The sequence below is a fragment of the Pyramidobacter sp. YE332 genome, assembly GCF_033060595.1.
GTDB lineage: Bacteria > Synergistota > Synergistia > Synergistales > Dethiosulfovibrionaceae > Pyramidobacter.
This window is the reverse complement of record NZ_CP133038.1, coordinates 1,558,018-1,574,818: the sequence shown is the minus strand read 5'-3', so window position 1 is coordinate 1,574,818 and position 16,801 is coordinate 1,558,018. Positions and strand designations below refer to the sequence as shown.

The following is a 16,801-nucleotide window of genomic DNA, read 5'->3' as shown; positions in this document are numbered from 1 at the left end:
CGCGGCCTCGTAGGCGTTGTAGAAGTCCTCGAGCTCTTCGGCGTAGGTCTTGCCGTCGAAGGCGTCGTAGATCCATCGCAACGGCACGTTGGCGTAGTCGTGACGGTTGCGCACTTTGCGGCTGCTCTCGGCGAGAACGGGCATGATGCGGTTTTCCGCCAGGGCGGCGCCGATGCGGGCGTACTTGTTGCCCGGTTCCGAACTGGCGTTGCTGTGGACGCCGTGGAAAAGGAGCGCGACCTTGCGCGGGCGGTCGATGACGCCTGTGGTCAGAATCACCGTCTTGTCGCCGAAGGTGCCGTCGATGTAATTCTTTCTCCAGCGCATGACACCGCCTCCTTGGACAGGATCAATAAAGAATAAAGACGAGAAGGGCGCTCAGCCGTTGTGTTCCTCCTGCTGCGGCTCGGGAAGGGACAGCCACGTTCCCCAGTCGAAACGGACGATGCCGCTGACCAGGTAAATGGAGATCAGGATCAGCAGGCCGCGCTGGCGGGCGGCGATGAACACGATGGCGGCGAAGGCCGCCAGGCCGTAAAGCTTGCTCTTGTTCATGAAGCCTTTTTTGATGGCCTTGAGATTCCCGTACGGCACCGACGAGATCATCAGGAAGCCGTCGACGGCGGCGAGAATGCCCATCAGCCAGGCGGGGACTTTGCCGATCAGCCCGGCCAGGACGATGGAAACGAGGAACAGGCCGCCGGCGGGAATGGGCAGGCCCTGAAAGGGGCCGGGGCGGTGCACGATGTTGAAGCGGGCCAGGCGCAGGGCGCCGCACAGCGCGAAAAACGCCGCGATCAGCGCGCCGACCACGCCGGGCAGGGCCTGCAACGAGGTGGAATAGACGAGGACGGCCGGCGCGACGCCAAACGAGACCACGTCGCCGAGGCTGTCGAATTCGACGCCGAAGTCGCTGCTTACGCCCATGGCGCGCGCGACTTTGCCGTCCATGAAGTCGAAGAACACGGCGCAGGGGATCATCCACGCCGCGGGCAGATAGTGGCCGCGGACGGTGAGGATCAGCGACAGCATGCCGCAGAGCAGGTTGCCGCTGGTGATCATGTTGGGGATGTTGTTGCGGATGGGGATCCCCCTGAGCCTCTTGCGGTAGTGCAGACGCAGTTTGATCTTTTTCATTGTTGGCCTCCTTTTGAGGATTGGCGCGGATTTATTTTTGGCCGCGGACGGCGATGACCGTCTGCCCGGCCGTGACTTTCTGGCCGATCTCCGCCGTGCATTTCAGCGAGAGGGGAAGATAAACGTCGACTTTGCTGCCGAACTTGATCATGCCGAAACGCTGCGCTCGTTCGAGCCGGTCGCCTTTTTTCAGGCGGCAGACGATGCGGCGCGCGACCAGTCCGGCGATCTGCGTCAGCAGCACGGGGCCGTCCTCGGACGAATACCCCACGTACATGCGTTCGTTTTCCAGCGACGCTTTATCGGCGTTGGCGAACCATTTTTTGCCCGGCGCGTACTCGAGGTATTCGATCGTTCCGGCCGAGGGCATGCGGTTCACGTGCACGCTGAAAACGTTCATGAAAATGCCGACCTTGAGCGCCTTGCCCGTGTAGGGGTGCTCGGTCTCGCAGATCTCGATCACTTCGCCGTCGGCGGGGCTGACGAGTCCGTCTCCCTGCGGCGTGCGTTCGGGATCGCGGAAGAACCAGAACACCAGCGCCGCCAGCGGCAGCGTCACGATCAGCGTCCAGCGGCTCAGCCACGCCAGCAGCAAAGTGGCGGCGGCGACGGCGCTCATGAAGAAGGAGCCGTCGGGGGCGAATCTCATGCTTTAGTCCTCCTTTTCGGGCTCGCGGCCGGGATCGGTCGGAGCGGCGTCCGGCGCGTCGAGAACGGCGCCGGGAACGTCTTCGAATTCCAGACCGCCGGTGTCGTCATCGTCGCCGAAAGGCAGCGTCGGTTCGACGGGGCGCTGCGGGGCGGGCGCCGCTTCCGTGGCGCGAAGACTGCCGCTTTGGACGAGGTCTTCCTTGTGGATCAAAGAGACGTTGGCGACTTCGTCGCCGTTTTCGGGGCGGATCAGGATGGAGCCGGCGGCGTCGCGTCCCAGCTGCGGGATCGAGTCGACGGCGAGGCGGATGATGTTGCCGCCGGCCGTCATCAGCGCCACTTCGTCGCCGGGGAAGACGGTGTTGGCCACGGCCAGCCGGCCGGTGCGGTCGCCGATGCGCATGGCGCGCTGGCCGCCGGTGGCGCGGTGGTGGACCGAGAACTCGTCGTAGGATGTGATCTTGCCGATGCCGCGCTGGCTGACCAGCAGGATGCGGCTGTCGCCGGCGATGACTTCGCAGGAGATGATCTCGTCGTCCTTGCCGAGCTTCATGGCTTTGACGCCGCGGGCGGAACGGCCCATGGTGCGGATCTCGTCCTCGCTGATGCGCAGGCCGCGCCCCATGGCGCTGACGAGGAACAGGTCGTCGAGGCCGTTGGTGCAGCGGATGCGCGCGATGTCGTCGCCGTCGTCGAGCGTCATGATCTGGCGGCCGGCGCGCGTGAGGTTCTGCAGCTCGCTCTTGTCCATGCGCTTGGCGATGCCGCGGCGCGTGATCAGCACGACGGTGCTGCAGTTGTCGGGGAAGCGCCCGAGGATCTCCACGACCGTTTCGCCTTCGCTCAGCGAGATGAACTGTTCGACCTTGCGCCCTTTTCCGGATTTCGTCTCGGGGACCATGTGCCCCTTGATGGCGAAGACGCGGCCGCGGCTGGTGAACAGCAGCACGTCGTTGTGCGTGGTGGTGACGACCATGCCGGCGACCTGATCTTCCTCGTGCAGGTTGGCGCCGCGGCGACCCTTGCCGCCGCGGTTCTGAACGTTGTAGTCCTTGAGCAGCGAGCGGCGCAGATAGCCGTCTTTGCTCAGCGTGATGACGATGTTCTCCTCGGGCATCAGATCCTCGTAGGAGTCGGATGTGCTTTCGACGTGGAGCCGGATCTCGGTGCGCCGCTTGTCGCCGAACTTGTGGCGCAGCTCCGTGAGCTCGTCGCGGATGACGCCGTCGAGAACTTTGGCGTCGGCGAGGATCTCCTGGTAGCGGGCGATGTCGGCCAGCAGCTGCGCCATCTCCGCCATCAGCTTGTCGCGCTCCAGCCCGGTGAGGCGCTGCAGGCGCATGTCGAGGATGGCCTGGGCCTGCTTCTCGGAGAACTGCAGCTGTTCGATCAGGCCGCGGCTGGCTTCTTCGGCGGTCTGGGCGCCGCGGATGATGCGGATCACTTCGTCGATCATGTCCAGCGCGCGGCACAGGCCCTCGATGATGTGTTCGCGTTCCTGAGCTTTGGCGAGGCGGAAGGCGGTGCGGCGGCGCACGACGCCGCGGCGGTAATCGAGGAACACTTCGAGCATGCTCTTGAGGCCGAGCTCGACGGGGCGCTGGCCGACGAGCGTCAGGTTGATGACGCCGAAGGTGCTCTGCATCATCGTGCGGTTGTACAGCTGACGCTGCACCAGTTCGGGATCGCCGTCGCGGTTCAGGTCGAGGACGATGCGCAGCCCCTGGCGGTCCGATTCGTCGCGCAAATCCGCGACGCCGTCGATGGAATGTTCCTGCACGCACTTGGCGATGCCCTCGATCAGCGTGGTCTTGTTGACCATGTAGGGGATCTCGGTGATGACGACGCTGGTCCGGCGTTTCCCTTCTTCGACGACGCAGCGCCCGCGGACGATGATCTTGCCGCGGCCGGTACGGTAGGCGTCGACGATGCCCTCGCGCCCCATGATGATGCCGCCGGTGGGGAAGTCGGGGCCGGGCAGGCGGTCCATCAGCTCGCCCAATTCCGCCTCCGGGTGATCGATCAGGCAGCAGAGCGCGTCGACCACTTCGCCGAGATTGTGGGGCGGCATATTGGTGGCCATGCCGACGGCGATGCCGGTGCTGCCGTTGACGAGCAGATTGGGTACGAGACTGGGCAGCGTCAGGGGTTCCTTCAGCGATTCGTCGAAGTTCGGTCCCCAGTCGACGGTGTCTTCGTCGATGTCCTGCAGCATCAGCTCGCCGAGTTCGGCAAAGCGGGCTTCGGTGTAACGCATGGCGGCCGCGCCGTCGCCGTCGACGGAGCCGAAGTTGCCCTGCCCGTCCACGAGCGGATAGCGGAGATTCCACGGCTGCGCCAGGCGCACCATGGTGTCGTAGATCGAGGCGTCGCCGTGCGGATGGTATTTGCCCATGACTTCGCCGACGACGCGCGCCGATTTCTTGTACGCCTGATTGTGACGGATGCCCAGCCCCAGCATGCCGTACAGCACGCGGCGCTGCACGGGCTTGAGCCCGTCGCGGGCGTCGGGCAGCGCGCGGCCGACGATGACGCTCATCGCGTAGTCGAGATAGCTCCTTTTTATTTCCGGGACGAGCGGATTCGGTATGACCCGTCCCATCGCCTGTTCTTCCATGCTTGAACCTCCATTGACAGAAGCCGGGTGCGCTTCTTTTTTTCAAATCGCTCTCATGCTTTTAACCCAACCATTTTATCATCTTCAGCGGGGTTCTGCCCAATGATTTTAAATGGTTATATTTTGACGGAGCCATTTTCTTCGCCCGCGGTGATATAATGCACGTACTTGTTTTTGAGGGAGGTTTTCTTTTGGACCTGTGGCAGACGATTCCCCTGTACGGATCGGTCGTAAACGTGCTGGCGGTCGTGGCCGGCAGTTTGGCGGGCTACGCGCTGCGCCGTCATGTCAATGAGGAGATCATGAGACTGCCGATGCAGTGCCTCGGCCTGTTTACCGTTTCCATCGGCATGGGCATGGCGCTGAAGACGCAGAACCTGCTGATCGTGGTCTTCAGTCTCTGCGCCGGTTCGATCGTCGGCGGCCTGCTGGACATCGACGGCCGCATTGAACGCGCCGCCGGCGGAATACAAAAGCGCTTCAAGAGTTTGGATTCGAATTTTTCGCAGGGCGTCATGGCGGCGACGCTGATTTTCTGCGTCGGATCCATGGCCGTGCTCGGCTCTTTCGAAGAAGGGTTGGGCGGCTATCCGACGCTGCTGCTGACCAAGTCGATGATGGACGGCCTGATGTCGGTGGCGCTGGCGGCGTCGCTGGGGCTCAGCGTCGCTTTTTCGGCCGTGCCCGTGTTCGTCTATCAGGGCACGTTGACGCTCTCCGCGCGCTTCATCCAGCCGCTCATGACCGAAACGGCGACGGCGGAGATGACGGCGACCGGCGGCGTCATGCTCATCGGCGTCGGCCTGTCGGTCCTCGGCCTGGTCAAAATGAAGCTGATGAACGCGCTGCCGGCCCTCGTCGTCGCCGTGGCGCTGGCGCGGATTTTCCTGAGTTAGCGGAACTTTTTCTGGGCAAGAAAAAAGTCTGTCCCCGCAGTTTGTTTGACGGCTGTGTTACAATGAGCTTGTAATCCGACCGATTATATATTGAATGAAAAATTCGGAGGCGTTTTTCAGTGAACGAAATTTATAAACCTTTGGACGTGTCCCAATACGAAAAGTATAAAGAATTTTGGTTGCGATGCGATGAATATTCGTCGGACATGAGTTTTGTGATCCTCTGGGCCTGGCAGGATTTCTTCGGCTACGAGGCGAGCTGGGAGCCCGAACTGATCTGGATGCGCCAGACCAAGCCCGATCTAAAATGGCTGGCTCCCGCAGGCGACTGGCACCGCGCCGACTGGGCCGAACAGCTGCGGGCGCACGCGGGCGACGAAGCCGATTTCATCGACGTGCCCAAATCGCTCGTCAGGATCTGGCAGGAACAGTTGGGCGCGAAGATCGCGGCCGTAGACGACCGCGACAGCTACGAGTACCTCTACAACGTCGAAGAGCTGGCGACGCTGGCCGGCAACAAACACATGAAGCGCCGCAACCGCGTCAACAAGTTCCGCCGCGAGTTCAACGCCCAGTACAAGACGCTGACGCCGGAGATGACCGAGGAAATCAAAATCTGCAAAGATCCTGGACTCACGACGAGAACGAATTCATGACCAGGATGCTGACCGCCGAGGGCGAGGGCATCCTGCGCGTGCTCGACCACTGGCGGGAAATGGGCCTGATCGGCGGCGCCATCGAACTGGACGGCCGGCTGATCGCCTACACGCTGGCCGAACCGGTCACGCCCGAGCTGATCATGATCCATTACGAAAAAGGCCTGCCCGAGTTCCACGAAGTCTATCAGGTCATCAACAAGGATTTCCTGTTCCACGACGCCCGCAGCTACAAGATCGCCAACCGCGAGGAAGACATGGGCGACCCCGGCCTGCGCCACGCCAAGCTGGCCTATCTGCCCTGCGGCTACGTGGAGAAATGCAACGTCCACTGGAACGCCAACGCCTGAACGATAAAAACCGTCCCGAAGATCTCACGCAAGCTGAGATCTTCGGGACGGTTTTTTTATTTTTTATCGAAGGACTTGAAATCCGTTGCTGCGCGCTTTGTGGATTTTCCTCGAGGCACTCTTGCTGCCTGGTGTCTCAGTCAAGAAATAGCATGAATCGTCGTGAGCACCATCTGCGGATGGTACGCGGGGCAGCCGATCTCTTGGCAACGGCTGGAGAGCTTGTCCAGGACGAGGGGGCGACGACGGAAATGAAATCCTTTCTCATGCCTCATTGAGCACAATACGAATCGAAAGAGTCCGACTTTTCCTCCTTCTTTAGGTTTTTGAGACAGACTCTTCTATGGATCAATTCGGTTGTTTTCCTTCCGCCTGAGCGAGGAATTCTTCTAGACTGGCAGCGGAAACGTCGTCTATCACCACGCCATCGTGCAGGGCCCGCTCGCGGGCTTCGCGCTCCTTTTCGCCGTGGATCCAGACGCGGCCGCGACCTTCGGCCGTCTCGCCGTTCCGTACTTCGCGGAGGATTTCGCCGATGTGGGCGCGCAGGGCGGTGGGATCGCCGAAGATGTCGAGGCGAACGGCCGAAAAGAACATGGCGACTTTTGCGCCGACGCCTTTTTCATACGAATGCAGGCTCCATGCGCCCATCGACAGCCCGGCGGAAAGCAGCTCGACAAGCAGTCCGAGGCCGTAGCCTTTGTGTCCGCCGGTGGCCTCCTGCGTGCCTCCGAGGAAGACGAGTCCGCCAAGTCCGGGTTCGGCTTTGTAGGCGCGCAGGAACTTGACAGGATCGCGCTGACTCTGCCCCCTGCTGTCGACGGCCCAGCCCTCGGGCAGAATCTTGCCGCGGCGGGCGTACACTTCGATTTTGCCGAAGGCGGCGGTCGTCGTCGCCATGTCGAGCAGGAACATGTTTCCATTCTCTTCGGGGATGGAGACGGAAATGGGGTTGGTGCCGAACATGCGGGTACGGCCGTTGGTAGGGATGGCGTTGCACCGCGTCGTGCAGCAGGAGCAACCGATCATTCCGGCCCGGGCGATGCGTTCGGTCCAGAGACCGGCCATGCCGTAGTGGCTGGCATTGCGCACGGCGCAGAAAGCCGCGCCGGTCCGACGGGCTTTTTCGATCAGGCGCGTCACGGCGAAATCGGCGATCAGTCCGCCGACGCCGTTGTGCCCGTCGACGACGAGTGAGACGGGGGTCTCGAAAGTAATCTCCGGCGCGCGCCCGGGATGGATAAAGCCGTTGTCCAGAAACTGACGGTACGGACTCAGCCGTCCCACGCCATGCGAGGGCACGCCGCGCGCGTCGGCCTCGACGAGAACGCGGGCGGTCAACGAGGCTTCTTCCTCTGAATAGCCGAAACTGCGCAGGATTTTTTTTGTTTTCAGCAGCAGATCGTTGTATGCATACACTGCGGACATCTTTATTCCTCCTGCTTTTATCTGTGCGACAAGGCGCTCCGGCTTGGCCGGAGCGCCTTGTGTCCTATGGGCCTAGTTGTAGTTTTTGCGGTCCATCAGCGCGAAGATCTCGGCGAGCGACTGGGGCGCCGCGCCGTTCAGCTCCTTGGCGCAGCCGAAGCTGGTGGTGTGCTCCATGCGCGCCTTGGCGCCGGCGGAAACGAGCGGTTTGACGCCGACCTGCCCCATCAGTTCCATCGCTTCACCCACTTCAAAGCCGCGGCGCTCGGAATGAACAAAGTCCGATCCGGCCAGGGCGACGACGAGCTTTTCAAACGGCTGCTTGGCCATCGTGGCGCAGATCGACTGCATGAAACGGTCTTCAAGGCCGCACTTATGAGCGAACGCAAGCGCCTCCGTCAGCAGCGCTTCCAGTCCCTTGGTGAAGACACTGCGCACCAGCTTGATGCGCGAAGCGTCGCCGGCTTTGGAACCTTCGCCGACAAGCGTGATGTTCATGCCCCAGGGCGTCATCGAGTCGTGCCAAGCGTCCGAGCCTTCGCCGGAAGCGAGGATGGGGACCTTGTGACCGTAGCCGACGAGGCCGCCGAGCATCGCAGAATCCACGTAAAGCGCGCCTTTTTCGGCAAACTTCTTTGCCTCGGCCGTCTTGATGTCGGGCAGAGCCGTGGTCACGTCGATGAAGTACTGTCCTTTGCGGGCCATCGGCAGCAGGCCATCGGCCGTGGAGGGGGTAAAGCGCGCGGGCACGGCGATGACGACGAAGTCGCACTTCTCGACAAGTTCCTTTGCGGAAGCGGCGGCCGTCACGCTGCCGGCGCTGGCGACGCGGTCGAGCACCGTTTTCTTGTAAGGACCGTCCGAGCCCATCGCCACGTCGTAGGCGAGAATTCCCGTCAGCCCCTCGTCGCACAGCCCTTTGGCCATGTGATAGGCGGCTTCGCCGAAACCGATATAACCGAGAGAAACATTCTGAGCCATGTGAAAAGACCTCTTCCCTTGTAAATTTTAACGAATCATGCCGAAGAATTTCGGCAGTACCAGACTGATCCAGGGCACATAGAGAATGATCAGCGTCGCGGCGATCATCGAGAGAATGAACCATTTGCCTTTGCGCGCGATAGAGATCATGTCGATGCCCGTCATCGACTGAGCGACGAACAGGTCCATGGCCACCGGCGGCGTCACCAGGCCGACGCAGAGCGCCAGTACCATGAAGATGCCGAAGTGCACGGGATTGACGCCGATCTCCTGGACGACTGCCAGTAAAATGGGCGAAATCAGCAGCATCGAAGGAGTCGTTTCCAGGAACATGCCGACGATGAGCAGCAGGATCAGGATCATGAACAGGATCACGTAAGGGTTGGACGAAATCGAGATGAAGAACGCCGTGATCCTGGCAGGGATCTTCATATAAGCGAAAATCGAGCTCAGCGCGCCGGCGGGGGCGAACGTGAACAGCATCGCGCCGATGAAGCTGGTGTTCTTCTTGTACATCTCCCAGATGTTGCGCCACGTCAGCTCCCTGTAAATGAAACGGCCGACGATGATCCCGTAGGAGCAGCCGACAACGGAGGCTTCCGTCGGCGTGACAACGCCGGAATAGATGCCGCCGAGGATGATTACCGGCATCAAAAGAGCCCATTTGGCGTCCCAAAAAGTCTTAGCTATTTCCTTGCCGCTGAGGCGGTGATTCTTGCCCACCCAGCCGTATTTCCTGCAGGTGAAGTAGTTCACCGTCATCAGCAGACCGCCGACGACCATCGCGGGCAGAAAACCGCCCATGAACAGAGCGCCGATCGAGACGTTGTTGGTGACACCGTACACGACCATCGGCGTGCTTGGCGGCACGATCATGCCAAGACTGCCGGCCACGGCGATCAGCGCCGTCGCGTAGGTGCGGTTATAGCCTTCCTGAGCCATTGCGGGCAGCATGATTGAGCCGATCGCCGCTACTGTGGCGATCGCCGAACCGGAAACTGCGCCAAAGAACATGCAGGCGATGATCGATACCATACCGAGGCTGCCGGTGACGTTACCGATCGCCGAGTTGGCCGCCTTGACGATGCGGCGCGAGATCCCGCCGCCTTCCATGATCGTGCCGGCGATCATGAAGAAGGGTAGCGACAGCAGCGTGAAGTTGTCCAGCCCCGAGTAAAGGGACTGAGCGATAAACGTCAGCTTGGTGATCGGCGCGAAGCGGATCAGCGCCAGCATCGCGCAGGCGATGGAAACGCCGATGGGCACGCCGAGAAAAAGGAGCGCGAACATCACTCCGAAAAGGATGGCAACGCTGTTCTCCATGGTTATTTGCCTCCTCCGTCGTTTTCAGCGGTTTCCTCGTCAAGATTCGCGTCGAAGATGGAGCGGCTGGTTGTCACTTTCACGTCGTCGTCGCTCGACGTGGCGATGCGCCAGCAATCCTGGATCAGGCGCAGCGTCATCAACGCGAAGCAGAACGGCAGCACAGCATAGATCACCGATTTGGGCATACGCAGCAGGATCGTAGCGCTGTTGCGCCTCGCGAAGTTGGCGATGATCTTCATCAGCGGTGGGATCATGTAGAGGCAGAAGCCCATCGTCACCAGATCGGTGAAGATCAGTAAGGCCTTTTTCGCCTTGCCGTGTAGGCTGTTGAGGAAGCCGTCAATACGCAGATGCTTGCCCTTCAACACGCCGCCGCAGGCGCCCAGGTACGACAGCCAGATGAAGAAGACGGTGCACAGCTCTTCCGTCCAGCTGAACGAATAGTTGAACAGATAACGCGTGATCACCTGCAGCGTCAGCAGGATTGTCATCGCTGCGAAGAGCGTGGCACCGATATAGACTTCGAATTCGTTCAGGAATCTCAGAACGCTTTTTTTCAAGAGAAGCGCCTCCTTTAACTGCAAAACATTGTAAGCCGTATCACAAAACTGTTTTTCAAAAACAAGCGGCCGCGCGAAAGATGTGCGGCCGCTTGCAGGAAGCTGTGGCAAACTATTTGCCGAGGCGGGCCTTGATGGTCTCGATCTCTTTGACGATCGCGTTCCAGGCTTCGTCGCCCATTTCTTGGCGGACCATGTCGCGCACGGGCTGAGCGGCATCCTCAAACGCCTTCATCTGCTCGGGAGTGAGCTGGTTGAAGGTCATCACTTTTTTCAGCTCGCTCAAGCAGGCGTCCTCGAATTTCTGGTTGTCCTCGGCCACCTTCTGAGCGGCAGCGCAGGCCTTGTCGAACGCATCGCGCAGATCTTCGGGCAGCCCCTGATAAGCTTCCTCCGCGATGCACATGACCGCCAGCGTGTAGGCGTTGCGCGTCTCGGACAGATACTTCTGGACCTCGTACAGCTTGGAGTTGTAGATGTTCACGAAAGGTCCGTCGGAACCGTCGATCAGCCCCTGCTGCGAAGCGGTGTACAGCTCGCTGTAAGAAACCTGAATAGTAGGCGCGCCGAAGGTCTCGAACGTCTTGATCGTGTAACGATCGGAGAGCACGCGCATCTTCAGCCCTTTGAGATCCTCGGGCTTCGTGATCGGGCGAACATTGTTGATGATGTTGCGGAAGCCCAGCCAGCCGTAGAAAACGACGCGGGTATCGGTATCGGCCAGAACCTTGTCTTTGATCTTCTGGCCTTCGGGGCCGTAGAGGAACTCCTGAAGGACCTTTTCGTCGGTGAACAGGTAGGGCGTGTTCACGGGCAGGAACGCGTTGGTGTACTCGCCCCAGCTGCCGGCCACAAGGTTGAACATCTCGAACGACCCCATTTGAGCGCCGCCGACCACTTCGGAAGGCGTCTTGCCCAGCTGGCTGTGGGGAATACCTCGACCTTGAGGCGTCCGTTGCTGAGTTTGTCGCATTGCTCGACGAGCGTCGTGATGCCCAGACCGAAGGAGCTGTTTTTCAAGTCGTTTTCGCTGATGTTCGTGTTCATGCGAAGTACGACCGGATCGGCGCCCCATGCGGCGGAAACGAACAGGGCCAGACAGACGGCGGAAAGGAACGATCTGCGGAAGTTCATCATTTTCAAATACCCTCTTTTCTATAGATTAAAGTGCTGCGTTGCTGTCGGAGCAGAAAAAACTACTCGACAATCTCGCAGCCGATTTCCTTCAACTTGACGTCGACCCAGGGACGGTCGAATTTGCCTGTCTTCTTGATGTTCTCGATCCACACAGCCTCTTTTTCCGACGTGGCGCGAGCCTTAGCGGCCAGTTCCTCGGCTTCTTCGGGGTGGATGAAGAGCGCGCCGTCGCCGTCGCCGATCACGATGTCGCCGGGACGGACGACGATACCGCCAAAGGAGATCGTCGTGCCGATCTCGCCGGGGCCGTTCTTGTAGGGACCGTTCGGCGTTGCGCCGCGGGCGTAGATGGGCATGTCCATGGCAGCCAGCTCGTCGCGGTCGCGCACACTGCCGTCGACCATCAGGCCGGCAACGCCGCGCGTCTTGCAGTACTGCGCCATGATCTCGCCGAAGATGGAACGGCTGACGTCGCCGCCGGCGTCAATAACGATAACGTCGCCCGGCTGCGCCAGATCCATGGCCTTGTGGAACATCAGATTGTCGCCTTCGGCAACCTTGACGGTGAAAGCCACGCCCAACAGAGGCACGCTGTTCAACGGGCAGATCTCGGGACGCACGGCCGCCGTGCGGTTCATGCAGTCGTCGATGTTTGCCACGGGTAGGCCGCGGAACTTCTCGACCAATTCTTTGGGAGGACGGGGAAAGTTCATCACGATTTTGCAGCCAATGTTAGCCATGTAAACCACCTCAGAGAAAAAATTTTGAAACATCGCGACTTCCTGCCGCGGAAACGCTCGAAGAAAATTTGTCACACTAAAGCGTTGATTTTCGAAAACTCAATTTAACCAAATTTATTCATTACGGGTTATAATTTTGGACTACGAAAAACCTTCCGCCTGACGCGCCCGCGCCTTTGTATCGGCGTTCAAAAGGAGCTATGTCAACAATCGTAGCGGCTATTTAGTTAGTAATATTTATTGTCGACGAGGCTATCATATAAGAAATTCAAACGTTTGTCTAATTCATCTTGTTATATAATAGTCATGCCTATTTCGGAATACTTATGCGGAGGCGACAAATATGAACAATTACGATTATTTTCTGGCGATCGCCGAAACGGGAAACATCTCCCGCGCGGCGGAAAAACTGTACGTCTCGCAGCCGTCGCTGAGCAAATACCTGCGCCGCTTGGAAAATGAGCTGGGGATTGAGCTGTTCGACCGCTCTTCCTATCCACTGAAGCTGACTGAAGCCGGCGAACTGTATCGAAGTTACGTCAGGGAAGAGATTCTGCGCGGCAAGAATCTGCGCCGCAGCTTTGCCAACCTCAAGGCTCCCGACCGCGGAGAAGTTCGCGTCGGCCTCACGCCGTGGCGTTCGGCCAGTCTGCTGCCGGAGATCCTGAGCGTGTTCTGGCGCGCTTGGCCCAACATTCGCGTCAGTCTGGAGGAGGGGCCCCACCAGCACCTTGCTTCGCTGATCGAGCACGACCGCGTCGATTTCGCGCTGACGCACCTGCCCAACCAGTACCAAGGCTTCACCTGTACGCACGAATTCCTTATGACCGACGCTGCCGTGTTCGCCGTCAGCCGCAGCAATCCCATTCTCGCCGCGCTGCCGGACGAAAAAGGTATTTCGCACATCAGCGAGGAACAGTTCACGCTGTTCCAGAACGAACCTTTTGTGATGTTTCAGGAAAGCCAGAACATTTACGAAATGCTCTACTCCTTCCTCGAAAACGCCGGCGTGCTGCCCGGCGTACGGCTTGTCACGCCCAACATCCACACGGCGATGAACTTCGTGCGTCAGAATCAGGGCGTCGGCTTTGCCACGACGAGCTACGCCGAAGCTTGCGAAGATGAGAACCTGCGCTTCTTCTTCGTCGACAGCGAGCCAATGAAATGGGATGTCGTCGCTACCTACAAAAAAAGCCGTCCTCTCAGCTCGCAGGCCCGGCTCCTGGTGGACTGTATCCGCGCATGCTGTCTGGAGAAGTTCGGCGGCCGCGCGCGGGCATGAGTTCGCTCGCTTTTCGATGCAAAAAACATTTCCCCGTATCACGCCAAGCTGTGATGTGATTGCGGCACAAGCGCATCATATGATTCTCGGGCTTTGAGCCGAAACACTTTTTCTGCCGGGTATTCTCCATTTGTATGTTTTTGTTATACGAAAGCCCTCCTGACGCAGTTTTTTATTCTACGACAGGAGGGCTTTTTGTTATTGTCTCCATTGTGGGGGATACAGTCTACAAGCTGAGATCTTCGGGACGGTTTTTCTGTGATGAAATAAAATGCAACCGCGCGGGACATTCACCGCAGCGTTGCCAATTCGGCCTTGACGGCGCGGAAGAAAGCGTCGAGGTCGGCGTCGACGCGCAGGGTGATGCGCGACGGCGGCAGATAGTCGGCGGACACTTCGCCGCGGTTGACGACCACGATTTTGCCGCGGCAGAGCTGGGGCAGGAACGCCGCCGGCACGACGTTGAGCGACGAGCCGAGCACGAAGAGCAGCTCGGCGCGCGAGCAGAGCCGCTCGCATTCCGTCAGGTATTTGACGCTTTCTCCGAAAAAGACGATGTCGGGCTTGATCACGCCGCCGCAATGGCAGATCGGCACGTCGGCCGTCTCGAGCATTCGGTTGACGGCGTCGTAGCCGTAATATTCGCCGCATTTGGTACAGTGGGCGCGGCGGATCGTGCCGTGGATCTGGTAGACTGCTTTCGACCCGGCGGCTTCGTGCAGGCCGTCGAAGTTCTGCGTGACGATGCCGCTCAACCGGCCCTCGGCCTCGAGGCGGGCGAGGAATTTGTGCGTGAAGGTCGGCTCGATGTGCGCCAGCATGCGCTCGCATTCGCGGTGAAAACGATAATAATACGACGGATCGCGTTCGAAGTAGTTGATGTCGAAGAGTTTGTCGGCTTCCACGTCGGCGCGCCGGTAAATGCCCTGCGGCCCGCGGAAGTCGGGGATCCCCGCCGCGGTGGACAGCCCGGCGCCGCTGACGGCGGCCGTGTCGCGGGAATCATGGATTATTTGGGCGCACTGGCGCGCCTGTTCCTGTAACGTCATGACAACACCTCCCAGTGATGTTCCAAAACGGAAGCGGAGCGGTTATTTCTTTTCCCCGGCGGCCGGCAGCGCGTCGTACGTCGCTTCGATGAGCTTTCTGAGGAATTCCCGGTCGCTGACGTCGCGTACCATGAGCATCGGCTTCCCGCCCTCGTAGGGAAGTTCGAAGGCCGCGTCGGGCATCAGTGAGATGGCCGCCGCGACGGGCTTGACGAGGAAACGGTCGTCGTAAACGCCGCCGATGACTTTGTCCCGATAATAGAGGACGTATTCTCCCATCATCGGCCGGAAAGCGACTTCCGGCAGTTCCGAGAGTCGTTCCATGATCAAAGACAAAAACTCTTTGCTTGACGCCATGAGCCCCTCCCTAATTTCGTCTGGGCCGTTTTTCCTTCGGAACGGAGACGCGCTTCCCGCCGGACGGGAAGGAAACGCCCGCCGCCAGCGCCAGTTTTTCTTCTCGCGTCAGGCGCTTGACGCGCGCTTCGGCGCTCATGGCCGCGCCTTTGTCCGGCCACTGCCAGAGGGCGATCATGCGCACGGGGCGGCGCGAGCGCGTATATTTGGCGCCGCGTCCGGCGTTGTGGGCGGCCAGGCGCTTTTGGGGATCGACGGTGGAGCCGCTGTACAGCGTGCCGTCGGCGCAGCGGAGGATGTAATTGTAATAATTCGGCATTTTTTTCACTGCGCGGCGACGCGGGCGCGTCCCTTGTCCACGTCCACGCCGGCGAGGATCGCCATGCCGGCGATGAAGTTCAGCGCGATCACGCCCACGGCCAGCCGCAGCGAACCCGTCGCTTGGGCGACGAAGCCGCACAGCGCCGGGCCGACGATGCCGGCGAACTTGCTGGAGACGTTGTAGAGGCCGAAGAAGTGACCGCTGCGCCCGGCGGGCAGCATCGAGGCGTAGATCGAACGGCTGATGGCCTGCGAGCCGCCCTGCACCATGCCGACGGCGACGGCCATCAGCCAGAAATGCCAGTCCTGCGTGATGAACATCGCTCCGACGGCGACAATCGTATACCACGCAAGCGCGATCATGACGGCGCGCTTGCTGCCGGATTTTTCCGCCAGACGGGCGAAGACGAGCGCGAAAGGCACGCCCACGAACTGCGTCGCCAGCATGGCGCCGACGAGATGGTTCTGCGAGATCCCCAGTCCGGCGCCGAACACGGCGGCCATGCGGACGATCGTGCCGATGCCGTCGTTGTAGAGCCAGAACGAGACCATGAAACGCAGCGCCTCGGGGTACTGCTTCAGTTCCGTCCAGCTGTGCGCCAGCGCGCGCAGCGTTTGCCTCAGCCCCGAGGGCGCGTTGTTGGCCGCCGGCGGCTCGGGCACCCACGCCGTGAGCACGGCCGCGGCGGCGCTCCACCAGAGCGCGACCGACAGGAACGACATCTTCACGCCCGGCTTGCCGAAGCGGGCGATCAGGATCATGTCGAGGGCCAGCAGCACGCCGCCGCCGAGGTAGCCGACGCCGTAGCCGAGCGTGGAAACGCGGTCCATCGTGCCCGGCGGCGCGACGAACGTGAGCAGCGCGTCGTAACACACCGACGCCACCGAGAGGCCGACCGTGCCCAGCACCATGCAGGAGAGCGAGTAAAGCCACGTCCCTTGCCCCGAGAAGGCCAGCGCGGCCGAGGCGGCGATGCCGAGCGCGGCGAAGGCCAGCAGGAATTTTTTCTTCAGCGGGCGGCCGTCGACGTACGTGCCCACGACGGGCGTGAGCAGGGCCGAAAGGAGCAGCGCGACCGACGAAGCGTAGCCCCACGACGACAGCGCCCACGATCCGCCGCCGGCGACGACGTTCTGGTAGTAGACGGGCAGCACCACGGCCATGACGACGGTGGCGAAGGCGCAGTGTCCGGTGTCGTAGAGGCACCAGGCGAAGACGGAACGGTTTGCGAACATGCGATTTTCACCTCAAAAATTTGCGGCGAAGGAACGGCTCCGGAAAACTGCGTTCCGGCGCGGAAATTTCTTCGCGC

The 16,801-nt window shown here is 60.6% G+C and carries 17 protein-coding genes; 4 read left to right on the top strand and 13 right to left on the bottom strand.

All coding sequences use genetic code 11. The features are described from left to right. Positions 1 to 378 precede the first annotated feature (378 nt). From pssA to gyrA, 3 genes are read right to left on the bottom strand one after another with little or no spacing between them, the layout of a single operon-like run. The gene (gene pssA, locus RAH42_RS07455) at positions 379 to 1,137 is read right to left on the bottom strand and encodes a CDP-diacylglycerol--serine O-phosphatidyltransferase (protein WP_120372552.1); all 759 of its coding nucleotides are present in this window, start codon (positions 1,135 to 1,137) and stop codon (positions 379 to 381) included. 31 nt (positions 1,138 to 1,168) lie between these two features. Continuing rightward, positions 1,169 to 1,786: a phosphatidylserine decarboxylase gene (locus RAH42_RS07450; RefSeq protein WP_078016790.1), complete on the bottom strand. Its 618-nt coding sequence runs from the start codon at positions 1,784 to 1,786 to the stop codon at positions 1,169 to 1,171. Between the two features lie 3 nt (positions 1,787 to 1,789). Beyond that, a complete protein-coding gene (gene gyrA, locus RAH42_RS07445) occupies positions 1,790 to 4,405 on the bottom strand; it encodes a DNA gyrase subunit A (RefSeq protein WP_078016789.1) in 2,616 nt (871 codons plus the stop codon). A 191-nt stretch (positions 4,406 to 4,596) separates the two neighbouring features. Between gyrA and RAH42_RS07440 the strand changes: the two genes are divergently transcribed. The 3 genes from RAH42_RS07440 (at position 4,597) to RAH42_RS07430 (ending at position 6,307) form a co-directional block, all read left to right on the top strand. Then, the gene (locus RAH42_RS07440) at positions 4,597 to 5,301 is read left to right on the top strand and encodes a DUF554 domain-containing protein (RefSeq protein ID WP_078016788.1); all 705 of its coding nucleotides are present in this window, start codon (positions 4,597 to 4,599) and stop codon (positions 5,299 to 5,301) included. 119 nt (positions 5,302 to 5,420) lie between these two features. Further along, the gene (locus RAH42_RS07435; RefSeq protein WP_317539167.1) at positions 5,421 to 5,957 is read left to right on the top strand and encodes a phosphatidylglycerol lysyltransferase domain-containing protein; all 537 of its coding nucleotides are present in this window, start codon (positions 5,421 to 5,423) and stop codon (positions 5,955 to 5,957) included. Beyond that, the gene (locus RAH42_RS07430) at positions 5,954 to 6,307 is read left to right on the top strand and encodes a phosphatidylglycerol lysyltransferase domain-containing protein (RefSeq protein WP_343228907.1); all 354 of its coding nucleotides are present in this window, start codon (positions 5,954 to 5,956) and stop codon (positions 6,305 to 6,307) included. The genes RAH42_RS07435 and RAH42_RS07430 overlap by 4 nt, the downstream gene beginning before the upstream one ends. A 348-nt stretch (positions 6,308 to 6,655) precedes the next feature. Here RAH42_RS07430 and RAH42_RS07425 read toward each other — a convergent pair whose 3' ends face one another. The 6 genes from RAH42_RS07425 to RAH42_RS07400 all read right to left on the bottom strand — a co-directional run bounded on the left by RAH42_RS07425 (position 6,656) and on the right by RAH42_RS07400 (position 12,479). Then, positions 6,656 to 7,735, bottom strand: a complete 1,080-nt coding sequence (locus RAH42_RS07425) for an Ldh family oxidoreductase (protein ID WP_078016786.1) — start codon at positions 7,733 to 7,735, stop codon at positions 6,656 to 6,658. Positions 7,736 to 7,807: 72 nt separating this feature from the next. Continuing rightward, positions 7,808 to 8,716: an NAD(P)-binding domain-containing protein gene (locus RAH42_RS07420; RefSeq protein WP_078016785.1), complete on the bottom strand. Its 909-nt coding sequence runs from the start codon at positions 8,714 to 8,716 to the stop codon at positions 7,808 to 7,810. Positions 8,717 to 8,743: 27 nt separating this feature from the next. Further along, positions 8,744 to 10,039: a TRAP transporter large permease gene (locus tag RAH42_RS07415; protein WP_078016784.1), complete on the bottom strand. Its 1,296-nt coding sequence runs from the start codon at positions 10,037 to 10,039 to the stop codon at positions 8,744 to 8,746. 2 nt (positions 10,040 to 10,041) lie between these two features. Continuing rightward, on the bottom strand, positions 10,042 to 10,602 hold the full coding sequence (locus RAH42_RS07410) for a TRAP transporter small permease (protein WP_158606299.1): 561 nt from the start codon (positions 10,600 to 10,602) through the stop codon (positions 10,042 to 10,044). Between the two features lie 112 nt (positions 10,603 to 10,714). Beyond that, positions 10,715 to 11,575 (bottom strand): TRAP transporter substrate-binding protein, encoded by an 861-nt coding sequence (locus tag RAH42_RS07405; RefSeq protein WP_317539166.1) that lies wholly within the window; start codon positions 11,573 to 11,575, stop codon positions 10,715 to 10,717. Positions 11,576 to 11,798: 223 nt separating this feature from the next. Continuing rightward, positions 11,799 to 12,479, bottom strand: coding sequence for an RraA family protein (locus tag RAH42_RS07400; protein WP_078016796.1), 681 nt, complete (start codon positions 12,477 to 12,479; stop codon positions 11,799 to 11,801). Between the two features lie 343 nt (positions 12,480 to 12,822). On the opposite strand from RAH42_RS07400, the gene RAH42_RS07395 reads away from it, so the two are divergent. Continuing rightward, complete coding sequence (locus tag RAH42_RS07395; RefSeq protein WP_120372545.1) at positions 12,823 to 13,761, top strand: LysR family transcriptional regulator; 939 nt, start codon at positions 12,823 to 12,825, stop codon at positions 13,759 to 13,761. Positions 13,762 to 14,051: 290 nt separating this feature from the next. Here the strand turns inward: RAH42_RS07395 and RAH42_RS07390 are convergent, their stop codons facing one another. The 4 genes from RAH42_RS07390 to RAH42_RS07375 are packed head-to-tail and all read right to left on the bottom strand — an operon-like array spanning position 14,052 to position 16,724. Then, positions 14,052 to 14,810 (bottom strand): Sir2 family NAD-dependent protein deacetylase, encoded by a 759-nt coding sequence (locus RAH42_RS07390; RefSeq protein WP_317539165.1) that lies wholly within the window; start codon positions 14,808 to 14,810, stop codon positions 14,052 to 14,054. A gap of 42 nt (positions 14,811 to 14,852) precedes the next feature. Beyond that, positions 14,853 to 15,167: a TfoX/Sxy family protein gene (locus tag RAH42_RS07385; RefSeq protein ID WP_078016779.1), complete on the bottom strand. Its 315-nt coding sequence runs from the start codon at positions 15,165 to 15,167 to the stop codon at positions 14,853 to 14,855. A gap of 10 nt (positions 15,168 to 15,177) precedes the next feature. Continuing rightward, a complete protein-coding gene (locus RAH42_RS07380) occupies positions 15,178 to 15,486 on the bottom strand; it encodes a GIY-YIG nuclease family protein (RefSeq protein WP_078016795.1) in 309 nt (102 codons plus the stop codon). Positions 15,487 to 15,491: 5 nt separating this feature from the next. Next, entirely contained in the window at positions 15,492 to 16,724 is a 1,233-nt protein-coding gene (locus RAH42_RS07375) for an MFS transporter (RefSeq protein ID WP_078016778.1), read from the bottom strand. Between the last annotated feature and the right edge of the window lie 77 nt (positions 16,725 to 16,801).

Bases quoted from the DNA above. Each gene is read 5' to 3' on its own strand.
- pssA (WP_120372552.1), bottom strand. From the start codon at position 1,137: ATGAAAAAGATCAAACTGCGTCTGCACTACCGCAAGAGGCTCAGGGGG.
- RAH42_RS07450 (WP_078016790.1), bottom strand. From the start codon at position 1,786: ATGAGATTCGCCCCCGACGGCTCCTTCTTCATGAGCGCCGTCGCCGCC.
- gyrA (WP_078016789.1), bottom strand. From the start codon at position 4,405: ATGGAAGAACAGGCGATGGGACGGGTCATACCGAATCCGCTCGTCCCG.
- RAH42_RS07430 (WP_343228907.1), top strand. From the start codon at position 5,954: ATGACCAGGATGCTGACCGCCGAGGGCGAGGGCATCCTGCGCGTGCTC.
- RAH42_RS07425 (WP_078016786.1), bottom strand. From the start codon at position 7,735: ATGTCCGCAGTGTATGCATACAACGATCTGCTGCTGAAAACAAAAAAA.
- RAH42_RS07420 (WP_078016785.1), bottom strand. From the start codon at position 8,716: ATGGCTCAGAATGTTTCTCTCGGTTATATCGGTTTCGGCGAAGCCGCC.
- RAH42_RS07415 (WP_078016784.1), bottom strand. From the start codon at position 10,039: ATGGAGAACAGCGTTGCCATCCTTTTCGGAGTGATGTTCGCGCTCCTT.
- RAH42_RS07405 (WP_317539166.1), bottom strand. From the start codon at position 11,575: ATGCGACAAACTCAGCAACGGACGCCTCAAGGTCGAGGTATTCCCCAC.
- RAH42_RS07400 (WP_078016796.1), bottom strand. From the start codon at position 12,479: ATGGCTAACATTGGCTGCAAAATCGTGATGAACTTTCCCCGTCCTCCC.
- RAH42_RS07395 (WP_120372545.1), top strand. From the start codon at position 12,823: ATGAACAATTACGATTATTTTCTGGCGATCGCCGAAACGGGAAACATC.
- RAH42_RS07390 (WP_317539165.1), bottom strand. From the start codon at position 14,810: ATGACGTTACAGGAACAGGCGCGCCAGTGCGCCCAAATAATCCATGAT.
- RAH42_RS07385 (WP_078016779.1), bottom strand. From the start codon at position 15,167: ATGGCGTCAAGCAAAGAGTTTTTGTCTTTGATCATGGAACGACTCTCG.
- RAH42_RS07380 (WP_078016795.1), bottom strand. From the start codon at position 15,486: ATGCCGAATTATTACAATTACATCCTCCGCTGCGCCGACGGCACGCTG.
- RAH42_RS07375 (WP_078016778.1), bottom strand. From the start codon at position 16,724: ATGTTCGCAAACCGTTCCGTCTTCGCCTGGTGCCTCTACGACACCGGA.